The sequence below is a fragment of the Streptomyces sp. NPDC058371 genome, assembly GCF_042723265.1.
Taxonomy (GTDB): domain Bacteria; phylum Actinomycetota; class Actinomycetes; order Streptomycetales; family Streptomycetaceae; genus Streptomyces.
In genome coordinates this window covers 413931-436254 of sequence record NZ_JBHXJC010000002.1, presented here as the reverse complement: position 1 = coordinate 436254, position 22324 = coordinate 413931, and the positions used below count along the sequence as shown (strand labels likewise).

Annotated in this window: 21 protein-coding genes; 12 read left to right on the top strand and 9 right to left on the bottom strand. The window is 71.7% G+C overall.

What is annotated here, in order from left to right; all coding sequences use genetic code 11:
* Window positions 1-34: 34 nt before the first annotated feature.
* The 3 genes from ACFWM2_RS09530 to ACFWM2_RS09520 all read right to left on the bottom strand — a co-directional run bounded on the left by ACFWM2_RS09530 (window position 35) and on the right by ACFWM2_RS09520 (window position 2172).
* Window positions 35-640, bottom strand: a complete 606-nt coding sequence (locus ACFWM2_RS09530; RefSeq protein ID WP_383275325.1) for a hypothetical protein — start codon at window positions 638-640, stop codon at window positions 35-37.
* Between the two features lie 208 nt (window positions 641-848).
* Entirely contained in the window at window positions 849-1676 is an 828-nt protein-coding gene (locus ACFWM2_RS09525) for an MOSC domain-containing protein (protein ID WP_383275320.1), read from the bottom strand.
* 55 nt (window positions 1677-1731) lie between these two features.
* Complete coding sequence (locus ACFWM2_RS09520; RefSeq protein ID WP_383275317.1) at window positions 1732-2172, bottom strand: DUF6643 family protein; 441 nt, start codon at window positions 2170-2172, stop codon at window positions 1732-1734.
* A 314-nt stretch (window positions 2173-2486) separates the two neighbouring features.
* Here ACFWM2_RS09520 and ACFWM2_RS09515 point away from each other — a divergent pair, with 314 nt between their 5' ends.
* Window positions 2487-3779: a TerD family protein gene (locus ACFWM2_RS09515; RefSeq protein WP_383276482.1), complete on the top strand. Its 1293-nt coding sequence runs from the start codon at window positions 2487-2489 to the stop codon at window positions 3777-3779.
* A gap of 4 nt (window positions 3780-3783) precedes the next feature.
* Here ACFWM2_RS09515 and ACFWM2_RS09510 read toward each other — a convergent pair whose 3' ends face one another.
* Complete coding sequence (locus ACFWM2_RS09510) at window positions 3784-4962, bottom strand: glycosyltransferase (protein WP_383275314.1); 1179 nt, start codon at window positions 4960-4962, stop codon at window positions 3784-3786.
* A gap of 58 nt (window positions 4963-5020) precedes the next feature.
* On the opposite strand from ACFWM2_RS09510, the gene ACFWM2_RS09505 reads away from it, so the two are divergent.
* The gene (locus tag ACFWM2_RS09505) at window positions 5021-5806 is read left to right on the top strand and encodes a glutamate racemase (protein WP_383275311.1); all 786 of its coding nucleotides are present in this window, start codon (window positions 5021-5023) and stop codon (window positions 5804-5806) included.
* Between the two features lie 105 nt (window positions 5807-5911).
* Complete coding sequence (locus ACFWM2_RS09500; protein ID WP_383275308.1) at window positions 5912-6454, top strand: hypothetical protein; 543 nt, start codon at window positions 5912-5914, stop codon at window positions 6452-6454.
* A 129-nt stretch (window positions 6455-6583) separates the two neighbouring features.
* Here ACFWM2_RS09500 and ACFWM2_RS09495 read toward each other — a convergent pair whose 3' ends face one another.
* Window positions 6584-7579, bottom strand: a complete 996-nt coding sequence (locus ACFWM2_RS09495) for an O-antigen ligase family protein (protein WP_383275305.1) — start codon at window positions 7577-7579, stop codon at window positions 6584-6586.
* 291 nt (window positions 7580-7870) lie between these two features.
* Here ACFWM2_RS09495 and lnt point away from each other — a divergent pair, with 291 nt between their 5' ends.
* From lnt to ACFWM2_RS09475, 4 genes are all read left to right on the top strand, one after another.
* Window positions 7871-9484, top strand: a complete 1614-nt coding sequence (gene lnt / locus ACFWM2_RS09490; RefSeq protein WP_383275302.1) for an apolipoprotein N-acyltransferase — start codon at window positions 7871-7873, stop codon at window positions 9482-9484.
* A 79-nt stretch (window positions 9485-9563) separates the two neighbouring features.
* The gene (locus ACFWM2_RS09485) at window positions 9564-10037 is read left to right on the top strand and encodes an NUDIX domain-containing protein (protein WP_383275299.1); all 474 of its coding nucleotides are present in this window, start codon (window positions 9564-9566) and stop codon (window positions 10035-10037) included.
* A 60-nt stretch (window positions 10038-10097) separates the two neighbouring features.
* The gene (locus tag ACFWM2_RS09480) at window positions 10098-10898 is read left to right on the top strand and encodes a 3-hydroxybutyrate dehydrogenase (protein WP_383275297.1); all 801 of its coding nucleotides are present in this window, start codon (window positions 10098-10100) and stop codon (window positions 10896-10898) included.
* Between the two features lie 102 nt (window positions 10899-11000).
* Entirely contained in the window at window positions 11001-12923 is a 1923-nt protein-coding gene (locus ACFWM2_RS09475) for a helix-turn-helix domain-containing protein (RefSeq protein WP_383275294.1), read from the top strand.
* Between the two features lie 182 nt (window positions 12924-13105).
* Here ACFWM2_RS09475 and ACFWM2_RS09470 read toward each other — a convergent pair whose 3' ends face one another.
* Window positions 13106-14554 (bottom strand): MFS transporter, encoded by a 1449-nt coding sequence (locus ACFWM2_RS09470; protein WP_383275291.1) that lies wholly within the window; start codon window positions 14552-14554, stop codon window positions 13106-13108.
* A 212-nt stretch (window positions 14555-14766) separates the two neighbouring features.
* Here ACFWM2_RS09470 and ACFWM2_RS09465 point away from each other — a divergent pair, with 212 nt between their 5' ends.
* Window positions 14767-15690, top strand: coding sequence for a DUF5829 family protein (locus ACFWM2_RS09465; protein WP_383276479.1), 924 nt, complete (start codon window positions 14767-14769; stop codon window positions 15688-15690).
* A gap of 127 nt (window positions 15691-15817) precedes the next feature.
* Here the strand turns inward: ACFWM2_RS09465 and ACFWM2_RS09460 are convergent, their stop codons facing one another.
* The gene (locus ACFWM2_RS09460) at window positions 15818-16612 is read right to left on the bottom strand and encodes a VOC family protein (protein WP_383275288.1); all 795 of its coding nucleotides are present in this window, start codon (window positions 16610-16612) and stop codon (window positions 15818-15820) included.
* Between the two features lie 328 nt (window positions 16613-16940).
* Between ACFWM2_RS09460 and ACFWM2_RS09455 the strand changes: the two genes are divergently transcribed.
* The 3 genes from ACFWM2_RS09455 to ACFWM2_RS09445 all read left to right on the top strand — a co-directional run bounded on the left by ACFWM2_RS09455 (window position 16941) and on the right by ACFWM2_RS09445 (window position 20304).
* Window positions 16941-17114: a hypothetical protein gene (locus tag ACFWM2_RS09455; RefSeq protein WP_383275285.1), complete on the top strand. Its 174-nt coding sequence runs from the start codon at window positions 16941-16943 to the stop codon at window positions 17112-17114.
* 131 nt (window positions 17115-17245) lie between these two features.
* The gene (locus ACFWM2_RS09450; protein ID WP_383275282.1) at window positions 17246-18652 is read left to right on the top strand and encodes an aromatic acid exporter family protein; all 1407 of its coding nucleotides are present in this window, start codon (window positions 17246-17248) and stop codon (window positions 18650-18652) included.
* 116 nt (window positions 18653-18768) lie between these two features.
* Window positions 18769-20304 carry an FAD-dependent oxidoreductase gene (locus tag ACFWM2_RS09445; RefSeq protein ID WP_383275279.1) on the top strand — a complete coding sequence of 512 codons (1536 nt, stop codon included), beginning with the start codon at window positions 18769-18771 and terminating at the stop codon, window positions 20302-20304.
* 36 nt (window positions 20305-20340) lie between these two features.
* On the opposite strand, the gene ACFWM2_RS09440 is transcribed toward ACFWM2_RS09445, so the two are convergent.
* Window positions 20341-20553, bottom strand: coding sequence for a hypothetical protein (locus ACFWM2_RS09440; RefSeq protein ID WP_383275276.1), 213 nt, complete (start codon window positions 20551-20553; stop codon window positions 20341-20343).
* 337 nt (window positions 20554-20890) lie between these two features.
* Here ACFWM2_RS09440 and ACFWM2_RS09435 point away from each other — a divergent pair, with 337 nt between their 5' ends.
* Entirely contained in the window at window positions 20891-21259 is a 369-nt protein-coding gene (locus tag ACFWM2_RS09435; RefSeq protein WP_383275273.1) for a DUF6479 family protein, read from the top strand.
* Between the two features lie 111 nt (window positions 21260-21370).
* Here ACFWM2_RS09435 and ACFWM2_RS09430 read toward each other — a convergent pair whose 3' ends face one another.
* Entirely contained in the window at window positions 21371-22258 is an 888-nt protein-coding gene (locus ACFWM2_RS09430) for an ANTAR domain-containing protein (RefSeq protein ID WP_383275270.1), read from the bottom strand.
* Between the last annotated feature and the right edge of the window lie 66 nt (window positions 22259-22324).

Here is a 22324-nt window from a genome sequence, read left to right as displayed (position 1 = left end):
CGGGCGCGGTGGGTTGACCGGAGCGGAAAGGCTGTCAGCTGCCGGTGCCGGTCCTGCCCCAGTCCGGGCCGGCCTTCTCCCATGCCTGGTCCCAACGGGCGTACCGGCGGCGGACCATGCGCCAGACGACGAGCCGCCTGCCGGCCTCGACGAGTCCCACGGTCGCGGCGGCCGCGCCGAATCCGGCCAGCACGGCGTGCGTTGTCGCGGTGGCGGCGTCCAGCGGGCGGTTGAGCATGCGGCCGTGCACGTCGGTCCACAGGGCGAAGTGATCGCCGGGACGCGGGGTCTTGAGACCTGCCAGGACCGAGCCGCGCTGCGCCGTGCCGTCCGGGGCGGTCCAGTCGGCCAGGACGCGATTGTGCGCGTCACGCGCCGAAGAGGTCTCGGGGTCGGGGTCGAGTGGGGAGCGGCCCAGTCTCCTCACCACTGTGGCGGTCACCTCGTGGCCGGCGCGGAGCTGTTCGCGCACGGACTCCTGAAGGGCGCTGTGGGCGGCGGTGCCCACGACGGTGCCTATCAGAGGTCCGGTGACAAGGATCAGCAGGATGGCGGCGAGCGCCATCCAGGCCTCGACCAGATCGGTCGTCCGGCGCAGTGGATTGTGTCGCCAGCGCCAGAGTCCGCCGATTGCTCGCACCGTCCGCACCCCCTTCCGCCTCCGTGATAACCCGGCCGACGGCCGTCCACGCGTGAGCCGGGGGAAGAGAGAGCGAAATCACCCGACGATCTCTCGTCCCGTCTCGGAAACTGCTCACGCCGTGCGAACGGCCGTGCTCGCTACCCGGGTTCCCCATACACACGCCTCAGAAGCGGATCTTTGCCATGGCGACCAGAATTTGGCGGAACTATTCCAGGATCTTGACCGGATCACCGACCTTGACCGTGCCGACGGACTCCGGGACCAGGTTCTGCCCGAAGGCGAGCCCGTCGCCGAAGCGGCGGTGGCGGCCGAGGGTGCGCAGCGGTTCCTTGCCGCGCTCGGCGGTGCTCTGGTCCGTGGTGGTCACGACGCAGCGCCCGCACATCTTGGCGACGCGGAAGGTGACCTCGCCGATCGTGATGCGCGTCCAGTCGTCCTCGTCCCAGGCGGCTGTGCCCTCGACGACCACGTTCGGGCGGAAGCGGTTCATGGGCAGCGGGCCCTCGTCGGCATGATCACCTTGTGCGATCAGGGAATTGAGGGCGTCGAGCGATGCGGGCGTGGTGAGCAGCAGGGGGTACTGATCGGCGAGGCTGACGGTCTCGCCCGGGAGCGAGTGCGGTGCGTCGTCGATGTGGCGGCGGGTGGCCGGATCGTCGAGATGGACGAGGCCCAGCTTCGTACCGAGGAACGAGCTGAACCACGCACCCGCGGACGCGTCGGCGGCCACCGTCTCGATCTTCTGGCCCGACCACGTCACGGTTGTCGTGCGGCCCGGCTCGGGCACCTCGACGGTCAACGGGTCGGCACCGGGTCCGGACAGCCGAATGCCGCCGCCGGGCAACAGCTCGGCGGCGGCCAATGCGAGGCGCGCATGCTGGCGTTGGGTGACGACCTTGCCCGCCTCGTCGATCACTGCCCAGCGCCGGTCGCCGACCAGCCCCCAAGGCTCCACCACGGCCGCTCGGGGCGCCAGGCCCCGCAGCGACTTCACCGGGTGGACATGAATGGCGTGCAGCACTGGGTTCGACATGAGGCCATGGTGCCAGCAGGCACCGACAGCCTCAGCTCCGCAGGATCAGGGCCGGTCAGTAGCCGCGGTACTGCTGGCCGTTGTTGTACGGGTCCTGATAGGGCGCCGGGGCGGGGCGGGGAGCCGCGGGGCGCATCGCCTCGTAGCCGGTGCCGCCTGCCATCGGGCGGGGCTGCTGGGCCTGGGGGCCCGGGTAGCCGCGGGGGCCCGCCGGCTGCTGCGGGATGTAGGCGGCGGGAGCCTGCTGGAGCGGAGCGGGCTGCTGTGCCTGCGGATAGCCGTAGACGGGAGCGTGCTGGGACGGTCCGGCCGGCAGCGCGGGGAGAGCCGACGGCAGCGCGGGCAGATGACTGCCCGTGTCGTACGCGGAGGGGACCCGGATCGGGGCGATCTGAGGGGTGCCCCGTTCGGCGACGAGGGAGTCGTAGATCGGGGTGTCCGGGAAGGACGGCGCGGAGTAGTAACCGCCGCCATAGGTGGAGCGGGGGGAGGTCATGGCACATAAGTTAAGCCCACGATGTGCTGGTTGGGGAGACCGATAAGAGGGTTGTTTTCCGTGTCGGCAGTGACGTGGGATCCCCAATGCGAGCGAACTCGGCAAAAAAGGGCACCAGATGGCGTTCGGATCGTGTAAAGGCCGAGTTCCTGGCGGGTTGCCGTCGGTTGGTCACCGATCTTCCGCTCCGGATCATGGGCGTTCGCGGCCTGGAGGAATAGGTTTGGCGAAAATGGATCCGGGGTGCCTGCGGATCCCTGGTGCTGCCCGAGGCATGGCTCGGTGCGAAGACGGTTATGGGGGCGTACATGTCAATGCCTAAGGGGTCGAACGTTCCTGTCCCGACGGCCGCCCTGCGCGTCGAAGTCGGCTGGCGTTCCGGGCCGGGCGTTCCCGACGCCGACGCGTCGGCGCTGTTGCTGGTCTCCGGCAAGGTGCGCTCGGACGGCGACTTCGTCTTCTACAACCAGCCGGCCCACTCCTCCGGCGCGGTGCGCCACGAGGGCAAGTCGGACAGCGGCGGCCAGGTGACCGACACCCTGATCGCCGACCTCGCGCGCGTGGAGACCGCGATCGAGACCATCGTGCTGGCCGCCTCCGCGGACGGCGGTACGTTCGGCCAGGTCCCGGGGCTGTACATTCGCGTGCTCGACGCGCAGGGCACCGAGATCGCCCGCTTCGACAGCGCCGCGACCGTCGAGACGGCCTTCGTCCTCGGGGAGTTCTACCGGCGCCAGGGCGCCTGGAAGTTCCGCGCCGTCGGGCAGGGCTACAGCAGCGGGCTCGCAGGACTGGCCACGGACTACGGGATCACGGTGGACGAGCCGCAGCAGAAGGCGTCGCCCGCCGGACCCCCGCCCGCGCCCGGCACCCGGGTCGCCGGTCCGCCCCCGGTGTCGCCGCCCGTGACCGTGCCACCGCCCGTGATGGCTCCGCCGCCCGCCCCGCCCGCGGCGCCACCGGCCCCTGTCCGTCTCACCAAGGTCACGCTCACCAAGGAGTCCCCGTCGGTCTCCCTGAGCAAGCAGGGCGGCACGGGCGGTGCCATGCGGGTCAACCTCAACTGGGAGGTGCGCAAGCAGTTCTCCGGGTGGGGCAGCAAGCGCGGCCGGGCCGTCGCCATGCACGCGGACCTCGACCTCGACCTGTGCGCCCTGTACGAGCTGTCCGACGGCCGCAAGGGAGTGGTCCAGGCGCTCGGCAACGCCTTCGGGTCGCTGCACCAGCCGCCGTACATCCATCTCGACGGCGACGACCGCACCGGCGGGACGGCGAGCGGCGAGAACCTCTCCGTCAATCTCGACCACAAGCAGAGTTTCCGGCGCATCCTCATCTTCGTGACCATCTACGAAGGCGCGCGCTCCTTCGCCGATCTGCACGCCACGGTCACCCTCCAGCCGTTGAACGGCGCACCGATCGACTTCTCGCTCGACGAGTGCACGGTGCCCTCGACGGTCTGCGCCCTCGCGCTGATCACGAACAACGGGGGCGACCTCGTCGTCCAGCGCGAGGCCCGCTATCTGATCCCCGAGCGCGGTGTCAGCCCGCAGCGCACCGTCGACTACGCCTACGGCTGGGGCATGAACTGGACCCCCGGCAGGAAGTGAGCGGTCAGCGCTCGTCGAGGACCGCGGTGTCCGGGCGCGCGTAGGTGCGGCCCTTCCAGGCCGCACCTCGCCCCCGGTAGTGCTGCACCGCGGAGTCGACCGTCATGAGGAGATACAGGAGCGCGGTGACCGGCAGCAGGGGAGCGATCCACAGCGGCTGGCGGTAGTAGCGCAGCATCGGCAGATACGTCGCGGTCATCACCAGCCAGGCCAGTCCACCGGCCGTCGCGACGGCCGTATCGCCCGCGGCAAGACCTCCCAGGAGGGCGACGGGCGGCACCAGATACACCAGAGCCAGGCCCAGGACGGTGCCGAGGAGCAGCAGCGGATTGTGCCGCAACTGGGCGTACGCACTGCGGGAGACCATGCCCCACAGGTCGTGCAGCCGCGGATACGGACGCACGCTGTCCACGCGCTCGGCGAGCCCCAGCCAGATGTGGCCCCCAGTGCCCTTCACCGCCCTCGCGAGCGCCACGTCGTCGATGACGGCGTACCGGATCGCGTCGGGGATCCGCGCCCGCTCGGCGGCGTCCGTGCGCAGCAGCACGCAGCCGCCCGCCGCCGCGGCTGTCCGCGACCCCCGCACACCGATCCGGCGGAAGGGGTAGAGCTGGGCGAAGAAGTAGACGAAGGCGGGTACGACCAGCCGCTCCCACACGCTCTCCACCCGCAACCGCGCCATCTGGGAGACCAGATCGAAGCCGCCGGTGCGTGCCGCCGCCACCAACTCCCGCAGGCTGTCGGGTGCGTGCGCGATGTCGGCGTCCGTCAGCAGCAGATATTCGGGCTCACGCGTGCGTGCCAGACCGATTCCGTGCCGTACGGCCCACAGCTTGCCCGTCCATCCCGCGGGCGGCTCACCGGGGGAGTCGACCGTGAGCGGCAGACCCCCGTGCCGGCGCGCCAGCTCGCGGGCCAGCTCACCCGTGCCGTCAGTGCTGCCGTCGTCGACCAGGAAGACCTCGGCCCGCCCCGGATAGTCCTGGGCCAGCAGCGACGGCAGGCTGTCGGACAGTACGGACGCCTCGTCCCGGGCCGGTACGACGACGCACACGGACGGCCATTCGGCCGGCTCCCGGCGCGACGGCAACCGCACGTCCGTACGCCAGAAGAAGCCCTGGCCGAGCAGCAGCCACAGCCAGGCGGCCAGCGATCCGACAGCGATCCACACAACGGCGCTCACCCGCCGCAGTCTGCCCCACCCCTGCGGTCCCCAGGGGCGGATCGTCTATGGTGACCGGGTGAAGATCGCGCTCATGGACTCCGGAATCGGCCTGCTCGCAGCGACCGCCGCCGTACGCCGACTGCGGCCCGACGCCGATCTCGTCCTCTCCTCGGACCCCGCGAGCGTGCCCTGGGGGCCGCGCACGTCCGAGGACGTGACAGCGCGCTCCCTCGCTATCGCCGAGGCGGCCGCGCAGTACGGACCCGACGCGCTGATCGTCGCCTGCAACACCGCCTCCGTGCACGCCCTGCCCGCGCTGCGCGCCCGCCTGGAGCCAGGAGTGCCGGTGATCGGGACGGTCCCGGCGATCAAGCCCGCCGCGGCCGGGGGCGGACCCTTCGCGATCTGGGCCACGCCCGCCACCACCGGCAGTCCCTACCAGCGGGGCCTCATCCGTGAGTTCGCCGACGGAGCGACCGTCACCGAAGTGCCCTGCCCCGGCCTCGCGGACGCGGTGGAGCACGCCGACCAGGCGGCCATCGACGCCGCGATCGCCGCAGCCGCCGCGCGCACGCCCGACGATGTAAGGGCCGTCGTCCTGGGCTGCACCCATTACGAGCTGGTCGCCGAGCGCATCCGCGCGGCCGTGCAGCAGCCGGGCCGTCCGCCGCTCGTCCTGCACGGCTCGGCAGGTGCGGTGGCCGCCCAGGCGCTGCGCCGTATCGGTGAACTCCCGGCTCCGGAGGCACCGGCCGGCGGCTCCCTCACGGTGCTGCTCGGGGGGCTGGAGTCCGCGTTGCCCGCCCCCGCGCTGGCCTACGAAGAAGGCGTGTTCCTGCAGGCGGTCAGCCCCGCCAGGTGACCCTGTGTGACCGCTCGCGTCTCCTGGTGCGCCTGCCGTCCACCCGGAGCAGTGACACTGTGCGACCCGGTACCCGCACTCCGAAACCTGAGTAGTCTCATAGACATGAGGGACCACCCCCACGGCGAGAACGCATCCCAACCCGAAGTCTGGACGGGCCGCGCCACCAACCGCGTCCAGTGGCTGCCCGCCCTCGGTGGGGCCGCCTGCCTGGCGCTCGGTATCGAGCTGGCCGTCGACTCCGCATGGACCTCCGACAACGCCCCGCTCATCATGTCGGTCGTCGGATGCATCGCCGCCGGCCTGCTGATCCTCTTCGGCACGCTCGCGTTCCTGCATGTCGCCGTGAAGGTCGACAAGGACTCCCTCGAAGTGCGCTGCGGTCACATCGGCCTGCCCCGCCGCCGTATCCCCCTGTCACACGTCGTCGGCGCCGACTTCGACCCCCAGGTCACCCCGCGCCACTGGGGCGGCTGGGGTTACCGCTGGCGGCCCGAGCTGGGCACCGCCGTCATCGTCCGGCGCGGCGAGGGCCTGGTGCTGCGCCTCGGGGACGGTCACACGTTCACGATCACGGTCGACAACGCGGAGGCGGCGGTACGCATCATCCGCGACCGCCTGCGCCCGGGCGCGCCCGCCGCGCGCTGACCGCTGCAGCTGCGCTTTCCGGCCCACCTGGCCGAACCCGCAGCTCGCTGCACCCGCGCCTTTCGGCCCACCTGGCCCCCCCGCGCGTCACGGCTCCCTGGGGAGTCGCCTTGTTCGTGGCTCCTCGCGTCACGACTGTCTGCGGACTGCCTCGTCGGTGGTCACCTCGTGGTTGATGTGGATCAGGGGCCGCGCCGTGGCGATCCCCGCCAGCAGGCCCGCCCCCGCCGTCACCGTGGTGAAGCTCAGGGCGTTGCCGACCGAGGTGATGGCGGCCAGTGCGGTCAGGGCGGCGCCCGCCGTCAGCGCGACCGAGGTCGGACGTGGCGTTCGCCAGAGCGCGTACAGGATCCAGCAGAACGCCCCCGCCAGCAGGGCGAGGCCGATCACGCCCTGCTCGGCTGCCTGCTGGAACGCGGCGGAGTGCGGTTTGTCATCGGACGGCAGTGACATCGCGGCCGTCCGGCTCAGCTCACCGAAGCGTCCCGGCCCGGCGCCGAGTGCCGGGTCCTGCCGGACCATGCCGAGCGCGTCGCGCCACAGCAGGATCCGGTGCTCGGTCAGCTGACCCTCCAACGAGACGGTCAGCCCGTCCGGGAGTACGTCCTCGGCGATCGCCCATGTCGCGCCCGTCACCAGCGCCGCCGTGAGCGCGAGCCCCGCGAGCCCCAGGGCGCGTCGCCGCATCCGGCCGGCGGCGAGCGAGCACAGAAGCACTCCGGCGCACGACACGAGTCCGGTTGTCGAGCCCAGCACCGCCGCGACGACGGTCGTGCCGACGGCCAGCAGCCACAGGGTGAGCCGCAGTCCCGAGGGTCGTGCCGCCCAGGCCGCGCAGCAGGCGGCACCTGTGGAAAGGGTGAGCAGCGCGGCCGTCGCTCCGGTGTGCCCGAGCGGTGAGAGGAGCTGCGGTCCCATGGTGGCGTGCGGAGCGGCGAGCGCGAGGCCGAGTCCGGCCACCGCGCCCACGCCGGGGGCCGCGACCGGCAGCAGCGCTCCACAGATGCGCCCCGACGCGTAGCCGGCGGCGACGGCGAGCACGGCCAGCAGCACTCCCTCGGGACGGCCGCCGTGCGCGGCCGCGCTGATCAGGGCCCACGCGGCACATGTCCCGAGCACGAACATGCCCGTGGCGTCCGCAACGCTGCGTCTGTCACCCGCAGCCGCCGCATCGGCCGCGGACGCCGTTCCCGTGGAACCCACCCCGACCGCCCCCGACCTGTGATGAGCCCATGAGCCCCCGATCGTCACTGCCGCATCCGGCCGTACGTCAGAAGCTCGGCACACCGTAACGGGTGATGCGCCGATTTGTGGATGAGTTGCGCAGAAACGATGCAGCAAAGGGGTGGGCGGCGCCCCGCGGGAGCAGACGAACCGTGCTGTCGAGGGTCCGACCACGCGCCGTAGACTCGCCGCGTGACCGCGACCGCAACCTCCGTAGACGAGCCGGAACAGCTCGAACCCCAGGCCCCGCCCGTCTCCCGCGGTGCCAGATGGGTGCGGCGTCTTGTCCCGGCCGCCGTGGCGGCGCTCTCCGGAGTGCTGCTCTACGCCAGTTTTCCGCCGCGCACCCTCTGGTGGCTGGCGCTGCCCGCGTTCGCTGTCTTCGGCTGGACCCTGCGCGGCCGGACCTGGAAGACGGCCCTCGGGCACGGCTATCTCTTCGGCCTCGGTTTTCTGCTGCCCCTGCTGGTGTGGACCGGCGTGGAGGTCGGCTCCGGGCCCTGGCTGGCACTCGTCGTCGTGGAGGCGGTGTACATCGCCCTCGTGGGAGTGGGCGTGGCTGCGGTGTCCCGGCTCCCCGCGTGGCCGCTGTGGGCGGCCGCGGTCTGGACGGCGGGCGAGGCGGCACGCGCGCGTGTGCCGTTCGGTGGCTTCCCCTGGGGCAAGGTCGCCTTCGGCCAGGCGGACGGCGTCTTCCTTCCGCTGGCCGCGGTGGGCGGCACCCCGGTGCTCGGCTTCGCGGTCGTGCTGTGCGGCTTCGGGCTGTACGAGGTCGTGCGTCTCGTGCTCGACAGGCGGGGCGGCGGAGTCGTACGCCGCACGGCCGCCGCGGCCGCGCTGCTGAGTGTGGCGGTCCCCGTGGTGGGGGCGCTCGCCGCGCGCTCCCTGGTCAGTGACAAGGCCGAGGACGGTACGGCGACCGTGGCGGTGATCCAGGGCAATGTGCCGCGCGCCGGGCTCGAGTTCAACGCCCAGCGGCGTGCCGTGCTCGACCACCACGTGCGGGAGACCGAGCGTCTGGCAGCCGAGGTCAAGGCCGGCAAGGTCCCACAGCCCGACTTCGTGCTGTGGCCGGAGAACTCCTCCGACATCGACCCCTTCGCCAACGCCGACGCGCGTGCCGTGATCGACGAGGCGGCCAAGGCCATCGGCGCTCCGATCTCCGTGGGCGGCGTCGTGGAGCGCGACGGCAAGCTCTACAACGAGCAGATCCTGTGGGACCCGGCCAAGGGCCCCGTCGACACCTACGACAAGCGCCAGGTCCAGCCGTTCGGCGAGTACCTTCCGCTGCGCTCGCTGCTCGGGGCGATCAACAAGAACTGGACGTCCATGGTGCGCCAGGACTTCAGCCGTGGCACCAAGGCGGGCGTGTTCACCCTGGACGGCACCAAAGTGGGTCTGGCCACCTGCTACGAGGCCGCCTTCGACTGGGCCGTGCGCGACACCGTCACCGACGGCGCGCAGATGATCTCGGTGCCGAGCAACAACGCGACCTTCGACCGCAGCGAGATGACGTACCAGCAGTTGGCCATGTCCCGGGTCCGTGCCGTGGAGCACAGCCGTACTGTCACGGTGCCCGTGACCAGCGGTGTCAGCGCCGTGATCATGCCGGACGGGAAGATCACGCAGCGCACCGGGATGTTCGTCGCGGACTCGCTGGTCCAGAAGGTGCCGCTGCGTTCCTCCGAGACGCCTGCCACGCGCCTCGGGATCCTGCCGGAGCTGGTCCTGGTGCTGGTCGCGGCGGGTGGGCTCGGCTGGGCGGTCGCCTCGGCGGTCCGCGGGCGCCGGGGCAGCGGAGTCTAGGACGGCGTTCCCGGGCCGCACCGGCGCAACGAGGCCGGTGCACAAGGGCGTAACGCGTCCGGGCCGTTAGGGTCGGTGCATGGCCACTCCTGACTTCATCCGCACGATCCGGGCCTCCGCGGGCCACCAGCTCCTCTGGCTTCCCGGCGTGAGCGCCGTCGTGTTCGACGACACCGGCAGAGTGCTGCTGGGACAACGTTCGGACAATCGTCGGTGGTCGCTGATCTCGGGCATTCCGGATCCGGGCGAGCAGCCCGCGGTCTGCGCCGTGCGCGAGGTGTACGAGGAGACGGCCGTGCACTGCGAAGTCGAGCGGGTCCTCGTGGTCGATGCCGGGAAGCAGGTGGCCTACGACAACGGTGACATCTGCCAGTTCATGGACATCACGTTCCGCTGCCGGGCCGTCGGCGGTGAGGCGCGCGTCAATGACGACGAGTCGCTCCAGGTCGGCTGGTTCGAGCCGGACGCGCTGCCCAAGCTCAGCGACCACAGCCTGTTCCGGATCAAGCAGGCGTTGGCCGATGAACCCACATGGTTCCAGCCCACGTCCTGATGGAGAAGTGTGTGGTGTGACCACATGGGTCGGCGTCTGTGCGCTGCCTAGGGTCACACCATGACCGTGTCCAGCCCTCTTCCGGGCCTCCACGCGACCTGGCCCGACCTCGGCGGCCGTACGGCTCTCGTCACCGGCGCGGCGGGCGGCATCGGCCGCAGCTGTGCGCTGCGGCTCGCCGCCGCCGGAGCCAAGGTGCGAGCGGTGGACCGGGACGCCGCGGGCCTGGGCACCCTCAACGAAGAGGCGGAGGGACTGGCCGGCACGGTCGAGCCGCACGTCCTCGACCTGACCGACCTGGACGCCGCGGAGCTCGCCGCAGCGGGCACCGACGTCCTCGTCAACAACGCGGGCCTGCAACTGGTCCGCCCCCTGGAGGAGTTCCCGCCCGAGGTCTTTCACACCGTGCTGACCGTGATGCTCGAGGCACCGTTCCGGCTCATCCGCGGAGCCCTGCCGCACATGTACGGACAGGGGTGGGGCCGCATCGTCAACGTGTCCTCCGTCCATGGGCTGCGGGCCTCGGCGTTCAAGTCGGCGTATGTGGCCGCGAAACACGGCCTCGAAGGGCTGTCGAAAACCGCTGCGCTGGAGGGCGCGCCCCACGGAGTCACCTCGAACTGTGTGAATCCCGCCTATGTGCGCACCCCCCTGGTCGAGAAGCAGCTCGCCGACCAGGCCCGGGCGCACGGAATCCCCGAGGAACGCGTCCTGGCCGAGATCATGCTCCGGGACAGCGCGGTCAAGCGGCTCATCGAACCGGCGGAGGTCGCCGAGGCGGTGGCCTATCTGTGCAGCCCGCAGGCGTCCTTCATCACCGGTACCTCGCTGGCGCTGGACGGCGGTTGGACCGCTCACTGATGGACCGGATCGCAAGTTGTCCACAGGGTCGGCGGTGCCGCCCGGTCCCGAGTTGTCCACAGGGCTGGCGGCGCCGGCCCGCCGACAGGTAATCCTGTGAGCATGTCCCGCGATCAAGCGCAGTCCGCCGAGCGCTTCACCGACGGCGCCGAGGCGCCGTTCCTGGAGCTGCTGGCCAGAGGCGCGTCCGCCGACGCGTATGAGCAGCCAGTCCTGCTCGCCCGGGCCGAAGGGCGGCCGGCCGAGCGGGTTGCGGCGCTCGAAGAAGCGAAGGTGCTGGCGCTGCGCGTGCGCTCGGAGATGGAGGGGCGAAGGCGCCGCGAGGCGGAGCTGTCCGCGCTCTTCGAGACCGCGCACGACCTGGCGGGGCTGCGTGACCTCGACGCCGTACTGCAGGCGATCGTGCAGCGCGCCCGGTCCCTGCTGGGCACGGACGTGGCCTACCTCAGCCTGAACGACCCGGCCAGGGGAGACACCCATATGCGGGTCACCGAGGGTTCGGTGGCCGCGCGCTTCCAGCAGCTGCGGCTCGGTATGGGAGAGGGGCTGGGCGGACTCGTCGCGCAGACCGCCCGCCCCTATGTCACCGACGACTACTTCAAGGACGGCCGTTTCCAGCACACCCACGCCATCGACTCGGGTGTACGGGACGAGGGCCTGGTCGCGATTCTCGGCGTGCCGCTCATGATCGGGCCCCAGGTCATCGGGGTGCTGTTCGCCGCCGACCCCCGCGCGCGCGTCTTCGAGCGGGAGCAGATCGCCCTCCTCGGTTCGTTCGCCGCTCTCGCCGCGGCCGCCATCGACACCGCGAACCTGCTCACCGAGACGCGCTCCGCGCTCGACCGCCTGGGCCGGGCCAACGAGATCATCCAGGACCGCAGCGCGGTCATCGAGCGCGCCTCGGACGTCCACGACCGGCTCGCCGAACTCGTGCTGCGCGGCGGCGGCGTCCACGACGTGGCCGCGGCGGTGTCCGAAGTCCTCGCCGGCACCGTGGAGTTCGCCGAGGCGGCCGCCGCCCCCGGCGCGGCCCTGAAGGCGTCCCGGTCCGAGGGCCACGCGGTGCGCCACGGCGGCGACTGGGTCGCCGCCGTGGCGGCCGGTGGCGAGCTGCTCGGCGCACTGGTGCTGCGCGGTCACCCCGGCCTCGACCCGGTCGACCAGCGCACCCTGGAGCGCGCCGCGATGGTCACCTCCCTGCTGCTGCTCGCCAGACGCTCGGCCGCGGAGGCCGAACAGCGGGTGCGCGGCGAGCTGTTGGACGACCTGCTCGACGCCCGGGACCGCGACCCGCGCCTGCTGCGCGAGCGCGCCGGCCTGCTGGGCGCAGACCTCGACGCCACGCACGTGGTGCTCGCCGCCCGTCTCGACGGGGAGGCGGCCGACGCCGACCAGGAGGCCGCCGCCCGCAGACGCCTGTGGTCCGCGGCGTCCCATCTGGCCGGCACCCGGCAGGGACTGGCCGCAGCCCGCGACGGCGGTACGGTCCTGCTGCTGCCCCTCGCCGCCGGAGACACCGCGACGCACCTGGCCCGTTGGACCGCAGGGCATCTGGGCACGGCCGTCCACGAGGCGGTCACCGTCGGCGCCTCCGCTCCTGTCGAGGACCTCGCGTCCCGTCCCGACGCCGTGGCATCGGCATACGTCGAGGCGCAGCGCTGCCTCGACGCCCTGCGCCTGCTCGGCCGGGCCGGCGACGGCGCCGCCGCCGAGGACTTCGGCTTCCTGGGGCTGCTCCTGGCCGGCGACCGGGACATCGCTGCCTTCGTCGAGCGCACCATCGGGGAGGTGGTGGCGTACGACGAGCGGCGCGGCACCGATCTCCTGCGCACGGTCGACGCGTACTTCGCCTCCGGTATGAGCCCGGCGCGCACGAAGGACGAGCTGCATGTGCACGTGAACACGGTCGCGCAGCGGCTGGAGCGGGTGGGACGGCTGCTGGGGGAGGGCTGGCAGAGTCCCGGCCGGGCGCTGGAGATCCAACTCGCCCTGCGTCTGCACCGGTTGTCGTCCGCCACGCCGTAGTTGACCCCTGTGCGACCGTGCGACGGCGCGCACGAGGGTCGGTTCACGGCGTACCGGACCGGGACGGGATTGGACGGGGCGTGCGTACCGCAACAGGCGGTACGCACGCCCGGGTTCGGGCTGCGGACGTCCCGGTTCGGGCGGTGCGGACGTCCGGGATCAGGCGGTACGCACGACCGCGATCAGGCAGTGCGCGCGTTCGCGGTCGGCGCGTCCGCGGGCTCGGAGCTGGAGCGGGAGCCGGGGCCTGAGCCGGAGGGGTCGGGGGACGCCTCCACGTCGGCCAGGTCCCGGTGGCGGGTCTCCCTCGCGACCCCTACCGCGATCAGTGTCACCACGGCCGCCCCGATCACGTACAGGGCGATCGGCGTCGAGCTGTCGTAGTCGGCCAGCAGGGCGGTGGCGATGAGCGGGGCGGGCGCGCCGGCCGCCACGGAGGCGAACTGGGCGCCGATGGAGGCGCCCGAGTAGCGCATCCGCGTCGCGAACATCTCGGAGAAGAAGGCGGCCTGGGGCGCGTACATCGCCCCGTGCAGCACCAGGCCGACGGTCACCGCGAGGATGATGTTCCCGAAGCCGCCGGTGTCGATGAGCCGGAAGAAGGGGAACATCCACAGGCCCACCCCGGCCGCTCCCAAGAGATAGACGGGTCGGCGGCCGACCCGGTCCGAGAGCGCGCCCCAGGCCGGGATGACGGCGAAGTGCACGGCGGACGCGATGAGTACGGCGTTGAGTGCCGTCTGCTTGGAGACGCCGGCCGACGTGGTGGCGTACACGAGGATGAACGCGGTGATCACGTAGTAGCTGATGTTCTCCGCCATGCGGGCGCCCATCGCGACGAGCACGTCCCGCCAGTGGTGGCGCAGCACGGAGACCAGTGGCATCTCCTCGGTCTCGGTCTCGGCCTCGGCCGCCGCCGAGGTGGTCGTCGCCCGCATCGTCTTCCGGGCCTCGGCCTGGGCCAACGCCCGCTTGAAGACAGGGGATTCATCGACAGAAAGACGTATCCACAAACCGACGATCACGAGCAGGCCGGAGAGCAGGAACGGGACGCGCCAGCCCCAGGAGATGAAGGCGGCGTCCGACAGGGTGGCGGTCAGCAGGGAGAGCACCCCGGTGGCCAGCAGCTGTCCGGCCGGCGCCCCGGTCTGCGGCCACGACGCCCAGAACCCGCGCCGCTTGGCGTCCCCGTGTTCGGACACCAGCAGGACGGCGCCGCCCCATTCCCCGCCGAGGGCGAAGCCCTGCACCAGGCGCAGTGCGGTCAGCAGGACGGGTGCCGCAGCGCCGACGGTCGCGTGCGTGGGCAGCAGGCCGATCGCGAACGTCGCTCCGCCCATCAACAGCAGGCTCAGGACCAGCAGTTTCTTGCGGCCGAGCCGGTCGCCGTAGTGCCCGAAGACGAGGGCGCCCAGCGGGCGGGCCGCGAATCCCACCGCGTAGGTCAGAAAGGACAGCAGCGTGCCGACGAGCGGGTCGGAACCCGGAAAGAACAGCTTGTTGAAGACGAGCGCGGCGGCCGAGCCGTAGAGGAAGAAGTCGTACCACTCGATCGTGGTACCGATGAGGCTCGCCGCGACAATGCGCTTGAGACCGGCGGGCGTTGGGGGAGCGGAGGCTGCGGAGGCCATGTGGACCACTTCCAGGGGTCGGTGGGGACGTGTCCGGGTCGGCACACGGGACGTGTCCGTGCGGGCACACGGAACGTGTACGTGTCGGCACACGGTAGGAACACCCTGGTCAGGCGCACATGTGGTGAAACAACATACTTCGGGAGCGGAGTGTGCGTGCAGGCCCCATGTAGCTTACGATCGCCCGCGTGCTTCCTCGCCGAATGTTGCGGATGATCGTGGTTCTGGCAGTGGCCCTCACGGCCGCCCTCCCCGGGGCGATCGAAGGCGGTGCGAGTACGGCGCGGGCCGACGACGCTCTACCACCGCCCGGCAGACAGTTGCTGTTCTACAACCACGCATACGGAGTTCTCGACCGGGAGACCGCCGATGCCATCGAACACTCCGACTATCTGCGGGAGTTCGCCAACTTCCAGGTACGCACCACGACCGGTTCCGGCGGCAAGGCCTGGACCGGTCGGTATCTGATGGGTCGCGAGACCTACCTCGAACTGTTCGGGGTGGGCGATCTGCCCGGCCAGGATGCCGCCTTGGGCTCCACCGGGATGGGACTCTCGGTGGAGCGCGCCGGTGACCTGGAAACGGTGATCGAGCGGTTGCGTGACCAGGGGGTCGCCGACCCGGTCGACTTCCAGCAGACACGTGACTTCGGCGACGGTGTCCCGGTGCCGTGGTTCGACGCCGTGCTCACCACTGAGAAGTACGACGCCTTCGGAGCCTGGGGGATGGAGTACCGACCGGAGTACTTCGCCGACCCGCGCGGCAAGACCGATCCCGCCAGTTACCCCGGTGACGTCGGCCGGGAGCGCTACCTCTCCGACGACTACGGCAGTCATCTGATGCGTGACGTGAGCTCCATCCGACTCGCGGTCACCGCGCGCGACCTCGCCGGCACCGTCCCTCTGCTGCGGTCCGGCGGGTTCGTCGTCCTGCCCCTGGCGGGCGGGGGCGTCGTGGCGCAGCGGGGCGGCACCATGATCCGTTTCGACGCCGTCGCAGGCGACCAGGTCGGCCTGCGGCAGATCGAGTTGTCCCTCAACCGGTCCGTGGACCACCACGAGGAGCGGATCGGCCGCTCGACCCTCGTAGTCGGCCCGGGTGCCCACGCCGTGTGGACGTTCGCGGGCGCGCAGTAGCGGACTGCGCCGGGGCGGACGTGTTCCGCCCCGGCCTCACCACGAACCGTCCGGCAGGCGAATCGTGAATCGCGGAAACTTGCACCAGCTCGCCAGGCCGGTGCCGAGCCCTGTCGGTCGGCCGGTCTCAGGAGAGCGCCGTCACCGAGAAGCGCGCGCCGTCGGGATCGGCGATGATCGCCTCGGAGGATCCCAGCCCGCCCTGCATGGCCGCACCGCCGTGGGCGCGGGCGGCCCGGGCGCAGGCCTCCACATCAGTGACCGCGAAATGGATCTGCCAGTGGGGCCGGAGCGTGGGGTCGGGGGCCGCCTCCAACGCGCCGGAGTGGATCCGGGCCACGACATCGCCCCCACTGCGCAGCACGACCTCGTTCTCTTCGTAGTGGACCTCGCAGCAGCCGGCGCGTTCCGAAGCCCAGTCCAGGACCTCGCCGTAGAAGATTGCCGCGTCGAAGGCGTTGCGCGTGTGCAGTCGTACGAACGCGGGAGCCGCCCGGCGCCACTCCTCCCAGCCGGTGACGAGTTTCCCCTCCCAGATGCCGAAGACCGCGCCGTCCCGGTCGGCGAGCAGGGCGGCCCGTCCGGGCGGCAAGGAGATCGGGCCCACAGCCGTCGTACCACCGCGTTCCTGGACGCGGGCCACTGCCTCGTCCGCACTGGCCACCGCGAAATACGGGGTCCACGCGGAGGCGATCTGCCACATGGAGGCGACCGCGGCCACTCCCGCGACCGGTATGCCGTCCACGTGCGCGACCTTGAACTGGTCACCCAGTCTGACCGGCCGCCACTGCCAGCCCAGGACGGCCCGGTAGAAGTCCTGGGTGACCCGTAGGTCCCTCGTGGTGAGACTGACCCAGCAGGGCGCGCCGAAGACCGACTGACTGGAAAGAACGTCGCTCGGGAGGGTTCTGTTGCTGTTCATCGTTGGTCGCACTGCCGTTCTGGTCTCACCGGGTGCCACGAGCGGAACCCGGTCCGGAATCGCCCCCGCCCGCGGTGCTCGCCCAGGAGCCGGGTGATCCTTTCGGACACGTTCTGCGTCTTGCCGTGTGGCGGCCGAGTACCCCATGGACCCGGGCGAAACGGACGTACGCCGCGATGTCGCGCCGACAGTGATCGCTTCGCGCGGCACACCCGTTCGGTTTCGGGGCGGGGGAGCAGGGGACTCGGGCCGAGTACCCGAATGCCTCAGAAGACGACAGCGAGCCCGGGCCCGAAGCGGACCGGATCCAGAAAGAAGATGAAACGCCGTGACCGCGGACGTCAGAAAAGAGATCACCCTGCGTCGCCCGGAGACGGGCTGGTCGAAGGCCCGCCGCCGACGCGCGAGCGCCGTCCGCACCTGCGTCCCCGCGACGGCCGACGGAGACCCCCGGCAGGCTCTGACGGAGCCGGAGTGGAACATCGTCCGGGGCGACGACTGACCGCACAGACACGACGACCGTCCGGCGAGGGGTGACGCCTGCCCGGATGGCCGGCTCCCGGGGCCCGGGAGCCCGCGAGGGAAGTCCAAGAGGGTTCCAAGAGGGTGCTGACGGGAGAGCGTGGGACAACGGTGGGACGGACGTCGAGGACGGGGACGCGCGCCGTTCTGCGCGCGCTGACGTGGGAAGTCGGGGCGGTCTGGGGCTCGGCCCGCCGGGCCGTCACCGTGTCGGGACCCGAGCGCACCACCGCGGTGCAGTCCCTCAAGGCGGCAGGGGCGGCCCTGCTCGCATGGGCGGTGGCCGGCTGGTGGTGGCACGCGCCGATGGCGTTGATGGCACCCTGGACGGCGCTCTTTCTGGTGCAGAGCACCGTCTATCGCTCTCTGCTGTCCGCGCTGCAGCAGTTCGTGGTGGTCGTCGTGGGCACACTGCTCGCCGCCGGGGCGGGCGTGCTGACCCACAACGAGATGGCCGCGATGGCGCTGGCGCTTCCGCTCACCGTGCTGCTCGGCAACTACGCCCGCTTCGGCACCCATGGTCTGTACGCGCCGACCGCCGCGCTGTTCGTCCTCGCCTACGGCTCCTACACCGGTGCCGACATCGCCCACCGGCTCCTGGAGACCCTGCTCGGGGCCGTCATCGGCATCGGCGTCAACGCCTTGGTCCTCCCGCCCGTCCATGACCGTCGGGTGAGCCAGCTGCGTGCTCAACTCCCGGAAGGTTCGGGCGAGTTGCTGCACGACGTCGCCGACGGGCTGGCGGAGGGGCATCGGGAGGAGCAGGCACGCGGCTGGCACGAGAGGGCCCAGCGGCTCACGGACGTGGTGACCGACCTGCGTGAGGCCCGTCGCTGGTCGGACGAGAGCTACCGGGTGAATCCCGGCCACCGACTGCGCCGCTCCGCGCCCGCACCACCCGCCGTCGCGTGGGACTTCGCCTGGGACCAGGTCACCGAGCACATCGCGACGACCCTGCGGACCCTGGCGGAGGCGCCCCGGCGCCTCGAACTGCCCTCCGACGCACGAGACGCCCTGGCCGCGCTGCTCCGGGCGGCGGGCGACGCGTGCCTTCCTGACGCGTGCCTTCCTGACGCGTGCCGATCTGACGCGTGCCTCCCTGACGCGTGCCGGCCCGCCGAACGCAGCCGTGGGGCGGCGGACGGGGTGCGCGAGGGATCGGCCGGGCGTGTGACCTCGGGGGACCTGACCTCCGGGGACGTGGCCGCGAAGGACGTGGTCACCAGGCGCATGACTTCTGGAGACGGCCGGCGCGAAGGGGCGACGGACCGCCGACACGCGTTGGCCCCCGCTTCCACGGCGCACCGCCGACACGCTTTGGCCCGCGCCTCCGCTGCGCACCGCCGACTGACCGCCGTCTGTGCGGAGCACCGCGCGCTCATGCCCCTGGTCGGAGGCCTCCTGGCCGACACCAGAAGGCTCCTGGCGGCCCTCCTGCGCATCGCGGATCCCGAAGCCGCCTTCACGCCGCCGGCAGCCTCCGCCCGACCGCATGCCGGGCAGCCCGCCGAGCGCTGATCCCGCCGTCCGTCGAGCCCCCCGGCCCGACCCCCATCGGCACCCCGCCCCACCCCGCGCTGAGCCTTCCGGGTGCCGGGGCGCTTCGGTGGACCCGGCCGGGGAACTCGGGGCCCATGAACATGGACACGGGTGAGCAGAGGTCGTACTGGATCGAGACGGCACCGCCGGGAGACCCTCAGCCGTCGCTGGACGCCGACATCACGGTCGACGTGGCCGTGATCGGTGCCGGCATGGCGGGCCTGAGCACCGCCTGGGAACTGGCCCGTGCCGGCCGTAGCGTGGCGGTGCTGGAAGCCGACCGGCTCGCCGCCGGTGTCACCGGGCACACCACCGCCAAGCTCAGCGCCCTGCACACCCTGATCTACGCACGGCTGCGGCGTACCCGCGGAAGCGAGGCCGCCAAGCTGTACGCGCGCTCCCAGACGGAGGCGATCCGGCATGCCGCCGCCGTCGTGGACGAACTGGGAATCGACTGCGACTGGGAGAACACGGCGGCCTACACCTTCGCCGAGGAGCCCGAGGGCGTCGCGGAGCTGAAGGCGGAGGCGGAGGCCGCCCGCGAGGCCGGGCTGCCCGCCGAGTACGTGACCGCGACGGGGCTGCCGTTCCCCGTCGCGGGCGCGGTCCGTGTCACGGAGCAGGTGCAGTTCCACCCGCGCAAATACCTGCTGGCGCTCGCCGACGACCTGCGCGTACGGGGCGCCCAGATCCACGAGAACACCCGGGTCGTCGGTCTCAAGGAAGGTGAGCCCTGCCGTCTGGAGACCGAGTCGGGGGCCACGGTGACCGCCAAGGACGTCGTCGTCGCCACGCACTACCCGATCTTCGACCGGGCGCTTCTCTTCACCCGGCTCTCCCCGCGCCGCGAACTCGTCCTGGCCGCACCGATTCCGGCCGCTCAGGACCCGCACGGCATGTTCATCACGACGGAGCAGCGCACCCGTTCGCTGCGCACCGCGCCGCTCACGGACGGGCAGCGGTTGCTGATCGTCACCGGCGAACACTTCGCGCCGGGCACCGCCGACGTGGAGGAGCGCTTCGGACGGCTCGCCGGCTGGGCCACCGATCACTTCGGCGAGCTCACCTTCACGCACCGCTGGGCCACGCAGGACAACGACTCCACCGACTCCGTGCCGCTCGTCGGACCGCTGCATCCGGGGAGCCGTCACGCCTACGTCGCGACGGGCTTCGGCGGCTGGGGGCTCAGCGGCGGCATCATGGCGGGCCGGCTCCTGGCGACCCTGATCGCCGGGGAGAAGTCGCCGTGGAGCGAGCTGTACGACCCGCGGCGGGTGCTCAGTGCGGTGCGTGAGGCGCCGGCCTTCCTCAAGCACCAGGCCCATGTCGCCCGGCACTTCGTCGGCGACCGGCTGCCGTCGGGGCCGGCCGGTTCCGTGGACGACATCGCTCCCGGAGACGGCGCGGTGGTCCGGGTCGGCGGCCACCGCTGTGCCGTCCACCGTGACGACGGCGGAGAGCTGCACGCCGTCTCCGCGCGCTGTACGCACCTGGGCTGTCTGGTCGCCTTCAACCGGGCGGAGCGGACCTGGGAGTGCCCCTGCCACGGTTCCCGCTTCGATCCGGACGGCCACATCGTCCAGGGCCCCGCGACCCGGCCGCTCGAACGGCGGGACCTGGACGAGGCGTAGCCGCGGTCCCGAACCCCGCGGGCCGGGCACCGTTGCTCAGCCGGCCCCGTACTCGTGCGCCCGGCCGCCCCTCCACTCCACCCACACCGGGTCGTCGAGAACGTCCTCGCCGAACGCCAGACCGGCCCGCCGAATGAAGGCCACGACGTCCTGGTCGGAGTGCGCGAGGCCGGCTATCTCGCTGCGTACGACCACAGGACGGCCGCCGGTGGGGAGCGGCCGGTGCACGACGATCGGCACCGCAGGCATGGGTCCAGCCTGCCGCCATTCGGATCAACCTGTCGAGTCGTGCCGTTTTCGTAGTGAGCGACTCATTCAGTGCCGGAAGGTTTTGAGGCCGGAAAGACACGCCCGGGCGGCGATTGTGTGCGGACTTCACGGTGTGCGCAATTCGGCGCACACAGGTCGTGGAGGGGAGCGGTTCGCGGGGGTCGGCCGGCAGCTCGTGGAGGCCTGCTCAGGCGCGATGCGGCAGGGCGTGGGCCCAGGAACGCGGCACGGAGCGGGCCGACGACGGGGAGACCGGAGATCGGTTCCGCGGTGAAACGGGAGGGATTACTTGTTTTCTGCGGGGTACCCGGCAGCCATGAAATCGACAGGATACGAATTGGCTGCGTCGGGCGCGGCGGTCGGCGTGATTATCGCCTTTGTCGGCGGCCTCGTTATCGTCGGTGCGCTGATTTGGGCCGTCAGGTTCGGCATCAAGGTGCGGCGCCGGGAGCCAGGACCGCCCGCGCCGGCTGAGCAGCCCACGCCGCCGCCGTCGGGCGCGGTCTACGAGACCCGGGAGACGCGGGAGCCGGACGAGGTCCCCCAGGCCGGCCGGGAGGGCGAGCGGCTGAGGCCGCACGATCTGCACGCCTCCGGCAGCAAGACCGCCGAGGACCAGCCGCGCCCGCGATGGGACTCCGGATCCAGCGGTTCCTTCGGCAGTGGCGGCTCCGGCAGCACCTGAGCCGCCCTGCGAACCCGGCCGCATGGGCCGGGCGAGGGTGGGGACCCGAACCGTACGGGGTTCGGCAGGGCAGCCCCGTTGAGCTCTCCGCCGCCGCGAGGCGCGGAGAGCTCAGGCTTGTGCGGAGGAGCCCGGCGGAGGGGCTTGTGCGGAGGAGCCCGGCGGAGGGGCTTGTGCGGAGGAGCCCGGCGGAGGGGCTTGTGCGGAGGAGCCCGGCGGAGGGGCTTGTGCGTAGGAGCCCGGCGGAGGGGGCTGCGGAGGTGTCCTGTGCCGGGCGACCGCCGCGGCCAGCTGCCGCTGCACCGGTTCGGCCAGTGGTTCGCCGCGGACGGTGTCCACCAGGTCCTGGGCCACATGGTGCAGCTTCGTGTTGGTGCGCTGGGACAGCGTGACCAGGACGTGCCAGGCGTCCTCGGGGCTCAGACCGAACGAGGCCATCAGCACACCGCGGGCCAGGTCGATGGCCGGCCGCGTCCGCATCGCCCGGCGCAGTTGAACGAGTTCGATCCGCAGGTCGCGCTCGGCGTCGTCGGGCAACGGGTCCTCCCACGCCGAGGTGTCCGTCGGGCCGGGATCCGGATCGGGGCTCTCCGCACCGACGTCGTCCGCGCAGGCGAAGAGTGACCGCGTCCCGGTGATGGTGAGCAGCCGGTCGACAGCCGCGCCGGCCGACCGTACGGCGATGGACCTGCCCTCCTCCAGTGCGCGTCGGCGCATGCGCAACAAAACGTTGAGTCCGGAACAGTCGCAGAACTCGACGTCGCTCAGATCCAGGTCCACGCCACTGACGGAGCGGGCCAGGGCGTCGCGCAGGGCGCGCAGCAGCACCTGGTCGCTGTCGAGGTCGATGTCGCCCGACACCACGACGAGCACCCGGTCCCCGACCGGGTACGACTCGACCTGCAACGACAGCGGCCGACGCCCCGTGGACGGGATCGTCGACGCCGCGCAGGGCTCGTCCCCGTTCCTGACCTGCGAGAAAACGACACGTTCGGACATGACAGCCGCTCCTTGGACATCCAGCCTGTCCCGGCCCCACCAGGCTCAGCCACCCGTCCGTCCTAC

Bases quoted from the DNA above. Each gene is read 5' to 3' on its own strand.
- ACFWM2_RS09525 (WP_383275320.1), bottom strand. From the start codon at position 1,676: ATGTCGAACCCAGTGCTGCACGCCATTCATGTCCACCCGGTGAAGTCG.
- ACFWM2_RS09520 (WP_383275317.1), bottom strand. From the start codon at position 2,172: ATGACCTCCCCCCGCTCCACCTATGGCGGCGGTTACTACTCCGCGCCG.
- ACFWM2_RS09515 (WP_383276482.1), top strand. From the start codon at position 2,487: ATGCCTAAGGGGTCGAACGTTCCTGTCCCGACGGCCGCCCTGCGCGTC.
- ACFWM2_RS09500 (WP_383275308.1), top strand. From the start codon at position 5,912: ATGAGGGACCACCCCCACGGCGAGAACGCATCCCAACCCGAAGTCTGG.
- ACFWM2_RS09495 (WP_383275305.1), bottom strand. From the start codon at position 7,579: ATGTTCGTGCTCGGGACATGTGCCGCGTGGGCCCTGATCAGCGCGGCC.
- ACFWM2_RS09485 (WP_383275299.1), top strand. From the start codon at position 9,564: ATGGCCACTCCTGACTTCATCCGCACGATCCGGGCCTCCGCGGGCCAC.
- ACFWM2_RS09480 (WP_383275297.1), top strand. From the start codon at position 10,098: ATGACCGTGTCCAGCCCTCTTCCGGGCCTCCACGCGACCTGGCCCGAC.
- ACFWM2_RS09475 (WP_383275294.1), top strand. From the start codon at position 11,001: ATGTCCCGCGATCAAGCGCAGTCCGCCGAGCGCTTCACCGACGGCGCC.
- ACFWM2_RS09470 (WP_383275291.1), bottom strand. From the start codon at position 14,554: ATGGCCTCCGCAGCCTCCGCTCCCCCAACGCCCGCCGGTCTCAAGCGC.
- ACFWM2_RS09465 (WP_383276479.1), top strand. From the start codon at position 14,767: ATGATCGTGGTTCTGGCAGTGGCCCTCACGGCCGCCCTCCCCGGGGCG.
- ACFWM2_RS09460 (WP_383275288.1), bottom strand. From the start codon at position 16,612: ATGAACAGCAACAGAACCCTCCCGAGCGACGTTCTTTCCAGTCAGTCG.
- ACFWM2_RS09445 (WP_383275279.1), top strand. From the start codon at position 18,769: ATGAACATGGACACGGGTGAGCAGAGGTCGTACTGGATCGAGACGGCA.
- ACFWM2_RS09440 (WP_383275276.1), bottom strand. From the start codon at position 20,553: ATGCCTGCGGTGCCGATCGTCGTGCACCGGCCGCTCCCCACCGGCGGC.
- ACFWM2_RS09435 (WP_383275273.1), top strand. From the start codon at position 20,891: ATGAAATCGACAGGATACGAATTGGCTGCGTCGGGCGCGGCGGTCGGC.
- ACFWM2_RS09430 (WP_383275270.1), bottom strand. From the start codon at position 22,258: ATGTCCGAACGTGTCGTTTTCTCGCAGGTCAGGAACGGGGACGAGCCC.